The organism is Veillonella caviae, assembly GCF_003992125.1.
Lineage (GTDB): Bacteria > Bacillota > Negativicutes > Veillonellales > Veillonellaceae > Veillonella > Veillonella caviae.
The window spans coordinates 1-14,291 of the sequence record NZ_RQUY01000008.1 but is presented as its reverse complement, the minus strand read 5'-3'; the positions used below and the strand labels follow the sequence as shown (position 1 = coordinate 14,291).

At 35.8% G+C, this 14,291-nt stretch carries 14 protein-coding genes and 1 tRNA gene; all 15 read right to left on the bottom strand.

Features of this window, described 5'->3' with window-relative positions:
* Window positions 1–467: 467 nt before the first annotated feature.
* Window positions 468–965, bottom strand: a complete 498-nt coding sequence (locus tag EO120_RS04385) for an ECF transporter S component (protein WP_127134268.1) — start codon at window positions 963–965, stop codon at window positions 468–470.
* A 352-nt stretch (window positions 966–1,317) separates the two neighbouring features.
* Window positions 1,318–1,731, bottom strand: a complete 414-nt coding sequence (locus EO120_RS04375) for a hypothetical protein (protein WP_127134267.1) — start codon at window positions 1,729–1,731, stop codon at window positions 1,318–1,320.
* A gap of 112 nt (window positions 1,732–1,843) precedes the next feature.
* A complete protein-coding gene (locus tag EO120_RS04370; RefSeq protein ID WP_241234880.1) occupies window positions 1,844–2,218 on the bottom strand; it encodes a glucosaminidase domain-containing protein in 375 nt (124 codons plus the stop codon).
* 27 nt (window positions 2,219–2,245) lie between these two features.
* Window positions 2,246–4,096, bottom strand: a complete 1,851-nt coding sequence (locus EO120_RS04365; protein ID WP_206512467.1) for an acyltransferase family protein — start codon at window positions 4,094–4,096, stop codon at window positions 2,246–2,248.
* A 336-nt stretch (window positions 4,097–4,432) separates the two neighbouring features.
* Entirely contained in the window at window positions 4,433–6,139 is a 1,707-nt protein-coding gene (locus EO120_RS04360; RefSeq protein ID WP_127134264.1) for a sensor histidine kinase, read from the bottom strand.
* A complete protein-coding gene (locus tag EO120_RS04355; protein WP_127134263.1) occupies window positions 6,117–6,830 on the bottom strand; it encodes a winged helix-turn-helix domain-containing protein in 714 nt (237 codons plus the stop codon). The genes EO120_RS04360 and EO120_RS04355 overlap by 23 nt, the downstream gene beginning before the upstream one ends.
* Before the next feature lie 92 nt (window positions 6,831–6,922).
* Entirely contained in the window at window positions 6,923–7,600 is a 678-nt protein-coding gene (gene phoU / locus EO120_RS04350; RefSeq protein WP_127134262.1) for a phosphate signaling complex protein PhoU, read from the bottom strand.
* Window positions 7,601–7,609: 9 nt separating this feature from the next.
* Entirely contained in the window at window positions 7,610–8,440 is an 831-nt protein-coding gene (pstB, locus tag EO120_RS04345; protein ID WP_241234879.1) for a phosphate ABC transporter ATP-binding protein PstB, read from the bottom strand.
* Complete coding sequence (pstA, locus tag EO120_RS04340; RefSeq protein ID WP_127134261.1) at window positions 8,437–9,366, bottom strand: phosphate ABC transporter permease PstA; 930 nt, start codon at window positions 9,364–9,366, stop codon at window positions 8,437–8,439. Before pstA ends, pstB begins: the two co-directional genes overlap by 4 nt.
* Complete coding sequence (gene pstC / locus EO120_RS04335) at window positions 9,366–10,271, bottom strand: phosphate ABC transporter permease subunit PstC (protein WP_127134260.1); 906 nt, start codon at window positions 10,269–10,271, stop codon at window positions 9,366–9,368. Before pstC ends, pstA begins: the two co-directional genes overlap by 1 nt.
* Before the next feature lie 92 nt (window positions 10,272–10,363).
* Window positions 10,364–11,242, bottom strand: a complete 879-nt coding sequence (locus tag EO120_RS04330) for a phosphate ABC transporter substrate-binding protein (protein WP_127134259.1) — start codon at window positions 11,240–11,242, stop codon at window positions 10,364–10,366.
* 215 nt (window positions 11,243–11,457) lie between these two features.
* Window positions 11,458–11,534, bottom strand: a tRNA-Arg gene (locus tag EO120_RS04325).
* A gap of 73 nt (window positions 11,535–11,607) precedes the next feature.
* Window positions 11,608–11,892, bottom strand: coding sequence for a hypothetical protein (locus EO120_RS04320; protein WP_127134258.1), 285 nt, complete (start codon window positions 11,890–11,892; stop codon window positions 11,608–11,610).
* Between the two features lie 91 nt (window positions 11,893–11,983).
* Window positions 11,984–13,450, bottom strand: coding sequence for a DNA polymerase IV (gene dinB / locus EO120_RS04315; protein ID WP_241234878.1), 1,467 nt, complete (start codon window positions 13,448–13,450; stop codon window positions 11,984–11,986).
* A gap of 3 nt (window positions 13,451–13,453) precedes the next feature.
* Window positions 13,454–13,798 carry an ArsR/SmtB family transcription factor gene (locus EO120_RS04310; RefSeq protein WP_127134257.1) on the bottom strand — a complete coding sequence of 115 codons (345 nt, stop codon included), beginning with the start codon at window positions 13,796–13,798 and terminating at the stop codon, window positions 13,454–13,456.
* Between the last annotated feature and the right edge of the window lie 493 nt (window positions 13,799–14,291).

Here is a 14,291-nt window from a genome sequence, read left to right as displayed (position 1 = left end):
CCATATCCAAAATCTTACACAATTCATATCTATGTTACTGTAGCATTAAATGTTGAGGTACCACCACAATCAATAGTAAAAATCTGCACCCATTACATTCCCTACACAGGATTTCTAAGACTGCTCAACGTCCTCTTTGTGGTAAAAGAAGTATTCAAAAGCACGGTCTATTATAATAAAATTCTGCCATGCATGATTGAGAAAAAGAATAGTCTTAACAATCCACATATGTTGGCACGAAAACCATATTTATCAGCCTAACTATGTACGACAAAATCCCCTAGTTATCTATGTGCACTGTTTCCTAATACTAGAGTTCTTCAAGTCTACTATTAAAGGGTCAGTACATGCGATGACTAGGGGATTTACTATATCTATTCATCTATTATAAACGATTCATACATCAGTTTACAGCGATATAATTCGTTATGTTTTACTTTCACATGTCAAAAAATGTATAAACAATCTTATCCTAAGCGTTTACGCAAAATCGTATATAGAATCATACTAATGATAACGCTCATAACGGCTTGGATTGTATTAGTCAAAAGACCACCAAAGGCAACGCCTGGATCCATAACAAAGTATTCAGCAATAAAATAACCAGCTACGATAATCACGCCACCTGCGATAGTAGCAAGCAGTGCAGAACCATAACCATCCTTATTATATAAAGTGCCAACGAGATAACCTTCAATGCCTTTCACGACAAAAGTGATAGGCACAAAAACAGCGTAGCCGAGAAATAAATCGGCCAGTGCAGGGCCAATGGCACCGATATAGGCACCCTGTTTACGGCCTAATAATAAGGCAGATGTCATAATAACGACATCACCAATGTTGAAATAACCGCGAATGCCAGGCACCGGAATTTTGGTGTACATTGTAAGCAATGTGGCGAGGGCAATCAATACGGCTGTGAGCACTAACGCGGACGTAGTACTGCGGGTTTGAACGTGTTGCATAGTATCCTCCCTTTCAGGTAAAAAATATACACATGTGAAAGTTATCACATGTGTATATCATACAACTTTGCGTTAATACCTGCAAACACTAGGGAGTTAACAATGTTATGTAGCTACTGATCGGCGCCTCTATAACTCTAATATAATCAATAAACCGTTGAGCATTAGCACAAAAGAAGGCAACATTGTAGTTCTTAGCAAAGATGATTACCTCGGTCTCATGGAAACGCTTTAACTAACATCTAATCCGACCATGGAGAAAAATTATTAAAAGCTAAGCAAGAACCATTAAGCGATTATGTCCCAGCGGAAAATGTTGATTAGAATAATTGAGGGATAAAAAATCAAATACTTACATCAAATATCTATCTCTTACCTCATGATATATACGGCCATATATGGAATCATTAGACACCACCATCACTGGGCCTCCATCAACAGACACCCCTATTGCTCCCTTAGCAGCCATTCGGTAGTGATTTACTGTATAATAACCATTTGGATATACACAAATAATCTGTGCAGTGAAACTATACGCCCCAGATTCACGAACCGCCCAAGTAGCTGGAGCAAATCTTAATGTGCCACCTTTGATGTAATATTGTCGACCCTCATCAGACAAGATCCATGTATCAACCATAGGTGCTGATTCCGCTGCATAAACCGAAGGGAAAATACTAGTCGTTTGGGGATCTACAATGGCCGATATCAAGGGAAATATGATACCAGTTAATCCAACTAATACTAATTTATGTAAATGTTTCATAGTTATTACTCCTTCAAAACCTTTATTATACTAAACCCCACACCCGGAGTGCCATTATTAAGCAAGCTATTAGTATGACTCATCAATATGTTCAATAAGCACATTGAAGAGCTTAAAACGGGATTGTGTTAACAATACTAAGCAATGCATTATAATATGTGCTAATATCTGCTGAAAAGTATCCTCCAGTGTGTAACGCAGCTACGTAATCATATAAAGAAGATGTGTGAGCCATGCCATCTTCGGAATAATATGTTAAATAGCGACCAAAGTAATCAGCAAACTCAGGAAAATCATTAAAATACATCCAGCTACCAGAACTGCTATAAATACCACCTAGATTATGATGCGTAGCCTGCAGATTAGATGTAAATCCTCCGGTTTCCACATGCCATTGGGCATAAATCCACTTTGGGTCAACTATAATACCATTTTCTGCAGCTTTATTAGCCGATATTTTGGCTAATTCATAAAAATATGGATTCACTACTATACTCTATACCTCCCCTCACAACTACTTATGCTTTTCCGTTTTAGAAAGCGTATTTTCAATTGATTTTCTAACAAGCTTTGCATATTCTTCAACACCTAAATCATTAGGATGAACACCATCATCGCTTAACCACTCTTGATGTTTTGATACTGCACCATACCAATCGATAATGGTTACATTAGAATGCTTGTTAGCCATATCCTCTAAATACTTATTATTAGAATCTTGCCATTCTAAATCTGGTCCATAAACATTAACCCAAAAGATTTTACGATTAGGCCCTAAATATTCTAATAATGCTTTAGTCTCTGGCTCATAATAATCTGTAATGGGCCCATTCGTGCCTAACCCAATTAAAACGATATCACCTAATTGACCCTTTTCATCAAGCTGTTTCGCAATATCAATGCCCGCCCCTACATATCGAGATACCTTTGCATCAATGTATATATTAGGTAACACATTACGTAAGCTCGGCTCTGCCCCAAGCATAACAGAATCACCTATGCCTACAACTCCACTTAATTCGTCTTGTGATACTTCCCTATGCGCTTCAAGGGCTTTTTTATTAGCCAATTCTTGATTACTAGCATTAGCTTCAATTTTCGCTTGTACTTCATTTAAATCATTAATTTTTACATCAGATGACATAACAACTGCTTGCGCACCTAATATTCCTGAGCCAATACCAATAACACTTATAATAACAATAGAAAACTTCTTACAATCTGTGATAAATGCCCTTCTACTTTCACGATTCGTAATAACATTTGACAATGCATCCGTCCATACTGTCAATAACAGAATAAGGATTACTAATACTAAATAGTATATAAACGTATTTACAAAAAAAGAATTCAGCTCTAATTTATGGGCCAAGAAAAGCACTGGATACTGCCATAAAAAAATACCATAACTTCGTTTACCTAACCAAGTTAATAGCGGGGTATCAGTGAGCTTACCAATAGATAAATTACTATTTTCACAAATGGCGATCATACTCACAAATATACATGTAAAAGCTAATAAGAGGTACTCATACACTAAGGGATTCTGTCCATTTAAAAATAAATATCCACCAATTATAGCAGCTAACAATATGATATATATAAAGTACCATATATATCTAACCCAGTTATAATGAGCTATTTTATTTACTTTTTTCTCTTTAAAAAGCCCTAATGCAGCGCCAAATAAAAGAGCATACACACGTGTATCCGTACCATAATATAAAGTTGTTACATCCACACCAAATTTATAACGAATAGGCATTACAAATGCTGAAGCAATACACAAAAGAATTATAAAAGACCACCCTACATAACGGCAAATTTTAATTTCTAGAAATCTATACCATGCAAATAGTATTGGCCATATAACAAAATACTGTAATTCGATTGATAAGAACCAAAGTGGTGTAAATGGTGAAGCATTAGCAATACGAGCGAAGTAATCTGAATTTTGTAAAATTTGCCACCAGTTATTATAGCCTAATACGATAGATAGAAACTCGGGTCTAATTCCTTGCATTGTTTTTGGTAAAATATAAGCATATACACCTATAGTAACCAATAGCATTATCATCAGTGATGGATAAATCCGCTTAATTCGACTTTTAAAGTATGATAGAATAGAATAACGATTTTCTTTCCATTGCCGTGCAGTACTAAGTGCTAATAAATATCCACTAATAACAAAAAACAAAGATACTCCTAAAAAACCACCTTGTATAGTTTGTGGAAACATATGAAACAATGTAACACCTATAATGGCAATACCTTTGAGTCCATTAATCCCCAAAACATAGTTACGCCTTACTTCTTCGTTCTTTACACTAGCCTGTACCGTCAGCGGTGCCTCTATAGCCTCCACATGCATTCCCCCTCAACTATATAATAAAGAATATGCCCCTCTCATTATAGGAGAAATCCCCCCCAGTCAACATATATAAATCATTTGTACACATAGGGAATACACAAAAATATAACTTCATCCATTTACTAAAATAAATAATCTTATGCCTAATATTGTCATTTAAGCCAGTCCATTTTCGACTTTGTTCTATAGCCCTTATAAACAAAAAAGGGACTGTAACAGAATGCGGTTTACCGCATTCTAGTTACAGTCCTTTTACAATTCTTTTCACTTACCAATTATTCGAGAGTATCCCTTAATTCTTTAGGGGTTACAGCCTCTTCATGAATTATGTTATATCTTATTCGGAATCGAAATAATAAAGGATGTACTCTTGTTTTCTTCACTTTCTACACGAATTTCACCTTTATGTAAGTCTATAATATGTTTAACTAAGGATAATCCAATACCAAACCCTTCATAGCGTCCACGACTGGCATCAGCTTGATAAACTCTTTCAAAAATACAATCTATCTTTTGATTATTAATACCAATACCATTATCATGTACTACCACTGTAGTCATTGTTGGTTGCGTTTCTGCGGTCACAGTAATTGTATTTTCATCACCTTTACTGAATTTAATGGCATTATCCAATAAGTTTAAAAATACTTCTTCTAACAGTTGTTTATTACCATACATACATGCACCATTACAATCTAAATTAAGTGTAATATTTTTATCTTCCCATTTACATGATAACGTGTTCCAAACAGTTTCAATTAATTCTTGTATTGGAACTGTTTCAAATGGCAAATCGCTTGTTTGTTTTTCCACTTTCGATAGGTGCATAATGCTTTCAATCATTTCCAACATTTGACAAGTTGCTTTATAAATATGCTTTCCAATTTCCTTGACATCACTTTTCTTTTCATAAAGTTCAGTGGCTATAATTTCAGCATAGCCACTGATGGTAGTGAGAGGGGTTTTGAGTTCATGTGAAATATTGGACGTAAATTCTTGACGCCGTTTTTGCGCAAGATATTCATCGGTAATATCACTAATAATCACTAAAATGCGTTGCGTTGAACCGGTAACATATAGGACAACATCATAAAATCTCTGTTCCACTTCAATCCGATAAGAGGCATTCTTTTTATCATGGATAACTTGATTTACATGGTCAATCCACTGTTGTTCATGATTAAGATCATATAATGTACAATTCGTTAACTCATTGGTGGCTGATAGTTTAAAAAATTTACGCAAATTAGAATTACAAATTAAAATTTGTCCCGTTTCATTAGCTAATAAAATACCGACTTTCATTTCTTCCATCAAAACACGGAGCGTATCACGTTCTGTTTCAATTTCTTGTATAGTCTTATCGATTCGCTCTTTTTGCGAATCTAATACGGTAATCAGCGGTATAATTTCTTCGTAATCAACGGATAAACGACCAATTACATTATGTTCTTTCTGTTTACTCCATTTAGAAATCGCAATCTTAATCGGAGTGATTAACTTTTTCGTCAAATGCTTGGATAAAAAGAAACAAATTAATGCCATAACTATAAACAAAATAAAAAGGCCTGGAACGGTAGCTAATAATACACGATAAATATTAGCACCCACTTTAGCTACACGAATTACGCTACCATCGGGCAAACGGGCTGCTTCATAATAATTAGTTTCATGAAGCGTGCTTGAATCTCTCATAGCACTGCCTGTACCTGTCATCAATGCTTGCTGAATTTCCGGCCGTTGCAAGTGATTTTCCATAGATGCTAAATCCGCATTAGAATCATATAGAACTGATCCATCCGCTTGAACCCATGTCAACCGATATTCAGCACCGGTTCCGTTAGCAATTTTTATCAATACCTCTTTATTGAAATTACCTGCTTCTGCCATTGCTACAATAGTTTGTGTTTCACTGCGTAGATTATGCTTAAATTCTTCTTTCCATACATTATAGGAAAGACTCATTAAAACTACCATGACCACAATAATACAACTTAAACTTAATCCAAATAAACTACGAAAAATCTTTTGCTTCATTGTGTTTTTCCTCCCACCGATAGCCAATTCCTCGTACAGTTTTTATGTGTTTACTAGATGTATCTAATTTTTGGCGCAGCGTCATAATATGCATATCAACCGTTCTCGTCTCGCCTTCATACATAAATCCCCACACATGATTCATAATCTGTTCTCTAGATAACACCAAATTTTTATTCTCTATAAAATAAAGAAGTAAATCGTACTCTTTCATTGTTAACTCAATCACTTTAGAACCGATAGTTACGATACGGCTACCTCTTTGAATCGATAACTCTCCTATGCTAAGCGTGTCTACCCTTACCGCATCAGATTCAGTACGACGCATAACGGCTTTAATACGAGATACTAATTCAACCACCCCAAATGGTTTTTTTATATAATCATCGGCCCCTTCATCTAAGCCTTTCACTATATCATATTCACTCGTTTTCGCCGTAAGCATAATAACAGGAATGTTTTTATATCGAGAGTCCTGTTTCATTTTATGTAAAATAGTTAATCCATCTTCACCATCTAACATAATATCTAACAAAACAAGATTTGGCAGAGAATGCTTCATAGCATCCCAAAAAGATTTACTTTCTGAAAAAGTTTGAGATTCAAAATTTTGTCCCTTTAATACATAAGCAAGTAATCCTCTAATACTTTCTTCATCTTCTACACAATATACCACTTTTTTCTTTGCCATAATCGCTCCTATTTCCATTATAGAATCATATTAGTATTAGCTATTCTATAGCATTACCTATGTATTAATTACCGATTCAGCTTTCATTAATTTTATACATTACTATTAGTACTACTAGCAAGAATCGTTTCTACCGGTTCATTAGTAATCATATAAATAGTCCATGCAGCCATCGCCACAGAATAGTCGCCTATTTTTTCCATATGCTTAGAAATCATTAATGCATCCACACCGGTTCCCGGTTTAAAGGCATCTGTTTTTATACCTTTAACAATCATTTTTTTAGCATTGGTAAACAAATTATCAACTTCATCATCCTGTGAAACAACTTGGCGGGCCAATCTTTCATCAGATACGCTGAACGCATGAATTGCATCATAGGTCATGCGACGAACTTTTTGTCCCATTTCCACTAATTCTTCTACTTCACCAAAATGAATTTTAGTATGATTAGTAATGATTAATTCACTAATTTCAGTAGCTTGATTTGACAAATGTCTTAATTCAGAAATCATTTTCATAATAGCTGATACCATTCGTAAATCAGAAGCTACCGGTTGTTGATATAAAAGAATTAGCATACATCGACGTTCAATAAGACGTTCAAAATCTAAAATTTTAGGTTCCAATTCAATTACATCTCGCGCTAACACAGGATCATTTTTTTCTAATGCTGTAATAGCTTGCAATAATGATTTATCTACGACGGAAGCCATCGTAATAAATTCACTTTTAACTTGTAATAATTCTTCATCAAAATGTTTTCTCATTATCCTACCTCAACCAAAACGACCCGTAATATATTCCTCTGTTTTAGGATTTTTAGGATTTGTAAAAATCTCTTCCGTTGTATTATATTCTATTAAATCACCTAGTAAAAAAAATGCTGTTTTATCCGAAATACGACTCGCCTGTTGCATATTATGAGTTACTATAACAATAGTATAATCTTTTTTTAATTCTAAAACTAATTCCTCAATCTTCAAAGTAGAAATAGGGTCCAATGCACTGGTAGGTTCATCCATCAAGATAACATCCGGCTTAGTTGCCAAGGTTCTTGCAATGCATAGCCGTTGTTGCTGCCCACCGGACATGCCTAAGGCACTTTTATGCAAACGATCTTTTGCTTCATCCCAAATGGCTGCTTGCCGTAAACTCCGTTCTACAATAATGTCCAACTCAGCTTTTTTCGTAATCCCCTGTACCCGCGGTCCATAGGCAATGTTATCGTAAATACTTTTAGGAAATGGGTTTGGTTGTTGAAAAACCATTCCCACCCATTGTCGCAAATTAATCACATCAATTTCTGTAAAAATATTTTTATTATCCAATAAAACTGAACCTTCAATACGCACAGTTGAATCTAAATCATTCATTCGGTTTAAGGTTTTTAAAAAAGTAGATTTACCACATCCTGAAGGCCCGATTAATGCAGTAACTTCACTCTCTTTTATATTCATAGAGATTTCTTTTAAAGCTTTAAACGTACCGTAATACAAATCTAATTTATCTACAATAAATTTATCTTGTATTGAATGTACCGCTGTTGATGTATCTAAAGAATGCACGTTTGATTCCCCCATAACATCGCCTATGTATTCTCTCATCATTTATTATCTCCTATCATCTTCTTATTAATATGCTGGCTAATATATCTGGCACTAATACTGAATGTAAATACCATAATCATTAAAATGGCTGCACACAAGTTAGCAATTTGAGTGGAATTTTCTGCAATCGCTTCTGTACGAGATGCCCAAATTTGTAATGCCAGTGTTTCCCCTGGTCTAAATGGATTTAACGGATGTGTCGATGAGAAAAGGTTAGTGCTATTCCAATTTATATCCGTGCTCATACCTGCCGTAAACATTAATGCAGCCGCCTCGCCAAAGGCACGCCCTGCCGCTAAAATAATACCAGTCATAATTTGTGGTATACATGCGGGTAATAGTACCATCCGAATGGTTTGCCATTTTGTTGCCCCCATGCCATAACTACCTTTTTTATAACCATCAGGTAACGATTTAAGCGCATCTTCAGTAGTTGTAGAAATAATCGGTAAACTTAAAATTGATACAGCTAATGCACCGGCAAACAAATTCCATTGTGAACCAGTCATCACTATGAACACTAAATACCCAAATAATCCGACTACAATTGATGGCAAAGAGGATAGCGTCTCAATAGAAATACGAATAATTTTCGTAACTCTACCTGGTTTTGCATATTCTGCCATATAAATACCTGATAAGAGGCCAAGCGGAACACTAATCAACAACGCCAATATAACTAAATAAACTGTATTAAATAGCTGGTTACCAATACCTCTATGATCAAAGGCCATCATAGATATATCAAAATCCATAAATCCTTTTACAATGATATACGTTGCAAAAACAATTAACAAAACAAGAAAAAATAATGCAACCACATAGAATACACCAGTCATAATTGTATCTAACAATTTAGCTCGTAAAATAGTAGCATTTATTGCTTTAGTAGTATCTTGTAATACTTGATTATCTTTATTGGGCATTATATATTTTCACCGTCGCTTTCAGATATATAATGAATTAAAAATATACAGCCTAATGAAATAAAGAATAATAATAGTGCCATTGTCCAAAGAGCAATATTATATTCACCTCCATCCATAGCGCCTCCCATATCTGCAGCAATGGCAGACGTTAAATTCGTAGTCGGTGATAAAATTGATACGGGAAATACTTTTGTTTTACCAATAACCATAGCGACTGCTAATGCTTCACCGAATGCACGGGCCAAGCCAAGAATAACGCCAGTCAAGATTCCATTTTTTGCTGCAGGCAACACAATTTTATAAATAACCTGCCAACGAGTTGAACCTAATCCAAACGCAGCTTGACGAAAGTTTTTAGGAACACTGCGAATAGCATCGGCTGATACGGAAGTAATGGTAGGAAAAATCATAATCGCTAACACTAATGAAGCAGCCAATACGGAGAAACCATATTGTGTATCAAATACATCTTTTATAACAGGAACTAATACAGTAAGCCCTAACCACCCATATACAACTGATGGTATTCCTACAAAGATTTCGACTATTGGCTGAATAATTTTACGGCCAAAACCTGGAGAAATTTCTGTCATAAAAATAGCGACCCCAATACTAAATGGCAATGAAATTAATAACGCTAATAAACACGTACTAATCGAACCAAATATAAAAATAGCGGCCCCAACTTTTCCGCCACCATCATGAGAATCAGCTGGTGCCCAAGTAGATGAAAATAAAAATTCAAACACACTGTGGTCATAGGTAGTGAAAGTTCCTATTCCTCGATAAAACAAGAAAAATCCAAGTGCGAACGTTAAGGCAATCATAAAAAATCCGCCTAAACTAATGATTATTTTCCAAGATATATCTTGCCGAATTACACGACTATTATCTTGCATCATCGTCCTCCTTATAAAAAAGGCAGTTGACAGTCACCTGCCAACTGCCATCTTGCAGCTTAGCTATCTGAATGTAGCTAACTATATTACTGTATTTAACGACTTACTTTCATTTTAGATGTTACGCCATATCCTTGTTTTTCAAGTTTTTGACCATATTCATCTGACATGATAAAGTCTATAAATGCTTTAATTGCTTCGTTTGGATTCCCTTTTGTATACATATGTTCATAGCCCCATACAGAATACTTTCCGTTGTATGTATTTTCAAGAGTTGGTGCTACACCGTCAATAGAAACAGTAGCCACCTTATCATTATTAACAAGATATGATAAGGATACATAACCGATAGCGCCTTCATTATCTGCGATAGTTTGCATTAATGTACCGGAATCATCTGTTTCTAGCGATTTATTTGTTGCTTCTGCTTGTTTATCAAGTGCATATTCGGAGAATAACGCACGAGTACCTGATGTTGCTGGTCTTGTAACTAACATAATCTTAAGATCTGGACCGCCTACATCTTTCCAATTTGTAACTTTTCCTGTGAAAATATCTTGTAATTGTTGTTTAGTTAATGATTGAACAACATCACCAATTTTCTTGTTAACTACTGGTGCAATTGTTACTACAGCAACTTTGTGATCAACCAATTCTGCAGCTTTTTCTTTGCTAAGTTTGGTTTCTGCTGCTACATCAGAATTCCCTATATTTACAGAACCTTCCGAAACTTGTTTAAGACCAGTACCAGAACCGCCACCGTTTAGTGTAATAGATACATCGGCATACTTAGCTTTAAAATCATTCGCCGCATCTTTAGCCAACGGTAACAATGCAGAAGAGCCTGACGCCGTAATTGTTCCACTTAACGCATTACCGCCACTTTTCGTTTCAGTCGCACCTGATCCACATCCTGCAATATAAAATGCCATTACCCCTGCCAACGCTAGCGTCAAAAATTTTGAAAATTTCATACTATTCCCTCCTGGACTACTAAATCAATTCCATCAATTGATTTATCATTGTTACCTTTGACTACAGTATAAGAAAGGAATGTAAAGTTTATTCTAATAGTTTTGTAAAAAAATTGTAAAATTAATTAATCCTGAAAACAAAAACTGGCTTATTAAGTGGCTTATTTCTACTAAAATTAGAAATTCAAACCACTTAATAAGCCAGTACTTATCTATGGTGCGCCTAGCCGGAATCGAACCAGCGACACGCAGTTTAGGAAACTGCTGCTCTATCCTACTGAGCTATAGACGCATGTATATCTTATTATACCCGAAGCCCTCATAGGCTTCGGGTTCTTGTATTTCTTAGATTCTGCGTAGATAATTTACGCCGGACGGCTCCAGTCGACTTGTACGTCTGTGGCTTCCCACATGCGTGTTAATGCCAATTTTAGATTGTCCAAAGAATCTAATGGTTTTACGTTGAGTTGTTCATATGTATCAAGTCCTGTAGCATGTTGAATCACATGCTCAGCATTAAGATATGCCAATACCTTATCTACCCATTCTTGTTCAGGTAAATCAACGGACACCGTTTTTGTATCTGTATCATAGGACAAAAAACCATTGCTATTAATGCCATAATGAATGGCTACGCGAAACATACTCATATTATACCTCTCTTGCGGTTATTTTCATGTCTATACACACGGATTTATATATATTGTATCACGAACTATTCTATTGGTGAAAGTATATTTATCACAAGTTTTCAGTGGTGTTTTTTCCCTCATTCTCATTAAGCGCGTCGCTTTGAATCGCACCAGAATCGTCAAGAAGCGACTTATCTTGATGACTGTTATCATCAACACTAGCATCCACCGCCGCCTTTAGTTCACTACGTTTACGCCTATCACCTGTCAATCCATGACTACGTTGCCACAAAGCGCCATTCATAATGGCGTTTTCACCAAATTTAGATTCTAGAGAATCTAGCACAGTCGCCAATTTTGAGGAGCTTTCATCAATAGGGGCAGTAAACAAATCATCCTGCACAAGGCCATCTGCTGTGAGTCCACTGACGGTAACACCTAAGAGACGCAACGGTTTCAACGGCATAGCAAGAATAGACGTGTCAAAAGTCGGTATCGGTGCAGCCCCCATCGTTTCCGATGTTGATGATTCATTCCTATTAGCTGATGTCCGCATCTGGATTCTATTAGCATTACGATCCGTTTTTCCCTTATATTCATTCATCAATTTATTCCATAATAGAACGGACGTATCGTAAATGAGACGCTCATTATCGGTGGCAGAATCTAGATGTTTTTGCCGAGTCACCGTTTTAAAATCATTATACCGTACCTTAATAGCTACCGTGTGACCCATGAGGTTTCGTTTACGCAATCGTTTTGCCACGCGGTTTGCAAAATAGTGCAATTCCACGTCTATAACAGCAGGATCTACTACATCTTCTTCGTAAGTCTCTTCATTGCCGATGGACTGAATTTGGCGATTTACCTCAACAGGTCGCTCATCAATACCACGGGCCAATTCCCAAATGCGACGTGCTTGATTACCTACATAAGGAATTAATTTGCTTTCATCAGGCAATACTTGAATATCCTTCATCAAAGCAAACCCGCCATCCTTCAGTCGTTGTTCTGTGCGAGGACCGACGCCCCAAATGCGTTTTATAGGTAACTCAGCAAGCACATCTTGTTCTTTGCCATAAGGAATAACGACCAGACCATCTGGTTTCTCTAAATCGGATGCCAATTTGGCAAGGAATTTATTAGGTGCTAAGCCAGCGGAGATGATAAGCCCTGTTTCGGCAAATACGCGGTTCTTAATTGCCCGTCCCAGCGCCACAGGGCCTTCAAATTTATGAGTTATACCTGTAACATCCAAAAACGCCTCATCTAATGACAACGGTTCTATAATAGGGGTAAATTCCTCCATCACCTTATGAATGATATTTGAAATTTCTTTATATCTATCAAAACGAGGATATACATAAATACCATGAGGGCACAGTTTCCTCGCCCGTGATATAGGCATTGCAGAATGGACGCCAAATTTACGAGCTTCATAGGATGCAGTGGCTACCACACCACGTGCAGAAAGACCACCCACGATAACGGGGTGGCCTTTGTATTCAGGATAATCCAATTGTTCTACAGATGCAAAAAAAGCATCCATATCAACATGCATAATCCAACGTCTCATGATTTAAGCTTCTTTTTCGTGCTCATCTAAACGGCAATATTTGATTTGTGCACAAATACACTCATCTTTTGTTTTATACAATCGTGGAAGAATGTCCAAAATATCACCAAACGTTTCTTCATTAATAGAGTAGCGAGTCCAAAGACCATTGCGTTGAGAATTTACAACACCGGCATCAATTAATATTTTCATGTGGTAACTCAATGTAGATTGGGACAAGTTAAAACTTGCCAAAATGTCGGCAGCACATAATTCATTACAGGACAACATGTCGATAATGTGCAATCTTGTTTCATCGCTGAGCGCTTTAAATATTGTTGCTAAACGTTCGTAAGAAACTTCAACCATAATGCAAAAACTCCTCAAAATATATATCAAAAAATCTATTTACTTAGATTATATTATATACTATTTTTAAAAGTAAATCTATTTTTTTCTTTCTATTTGTATGTTAATGATTTTATGAGTATATTAAAATATTTCTATGAACAAATATTCCACTATTGCTAAGTAAATATATAAGCTAAGTACGTATATATTTACTAGAAATATTCATACGATATCATATATATTAGATTCAATTTCGATTTGCTTCTCAGCAAGTCAATATTCACAAAAAAGAATATTATTACATTTTTTATTCATCGAATATATAGACGACCTATATTTTGCACTTTCCATACCTATATAGCATACTTCGATATAGTTTCACTTCTATTCTCAAATTATCATAGTGGAGTATACCAGTATAGATGAGTATATATGCAAAAGGGGCTGTAACAAAATAGCCTCTAAGAAAACAAAGACGCGTTTTAGTCATATGAAAGTATGATTAAAGTGC

What these genes read in the sequence shown, in the direction of transcription:
- EO120_RS04385 (WP_127134268.1), bottom strand. Translation starts at nt 965, where the DNA reads ATGCAACACGTTCAAACCCGCAGTACTACGTCCGCGTTAGTGCTCACA.
- EO120_RS04375 (WP_127134267.1), bottom strand. Translation starts at nt 1,731, where the DNA reads ATGAAACATTTACATAAATTAGTATTAGTTGGATTAACTGGTATCATA.
- EO120_RS04360 (WP_127134264.1), bottom strand. Translation starts at nt 6,139, where the DNA reads ATGAAGCAAAAGATTTTTCGTAGTTTATTTGGATTAAGTTTAAGTTGT.
- EO120_RS04355 (WP_127134263.1), bottom strand. Translation starts at nt 6,830, where the DNA reads ATGGCAAAGAAAAAAGTGGTATATTGTGTAGAAGATGAAGAAAGTATT.
- phoU (WP_127134262.1), bottom strand. Translation starts at nt 7,600, where the DNA reads ATGAGAAAACATTTTGATGAAGAATTATTACAAGTTAAAAGTGAATTT.
- pstB (WP_241234879.1), bottom strand. Translation starts at nt 8,440, where the DNA reads ATGATGAGAGAATACATAGGCGATGTTATGGGGGAATCAAACGTGCAT.
- pstA (WP_127134261.1), bottom strand. Translation starts at nt 9,366, where the DNA reads ATGCCCAATAAAGATAATCAAGTATTACAAGATACTACTAAAGCAATA.
- pstC (WP_127134260.1), bottom strand. Translation starts at nt 10,271, where the DNA reads ATGATGCAAGATAATAGTCGTGTAATTCGGCAAGATATATCTTGGAAA.
- EO120_RS04330 (WP_127134259.1), bottom strand. Translation starts at nt 11,242, where the DNA reads ATGAAATTTTCAAAATTTTTGACGCTAGCGTTGGCAGGGGTAATGGCA.
- EO120_RS04320 (WP_127134258.1), bottom strand. Translation starts at nt 11,892, where the DNA reads ATGAGTATGTTTCGCGTAGCCATTCATTATGGCATTAATAGCAATGGT.
- dinB (WP_241234878.1), bottom strand. Translation starts at nt 13,450, where the DNA reads ATGAGACGTTGGATTATGCATGTTGATATGGATGCTTTTTTTGCATCT.
- EO120_RS04310 (WP_127134257.1), bottom strand. Translation starts at nt 13,798, where the DNA reads ATGGTTGAAGTTTCTTACGAACGTTTAGCAACAATATTTAAAGCGCTC.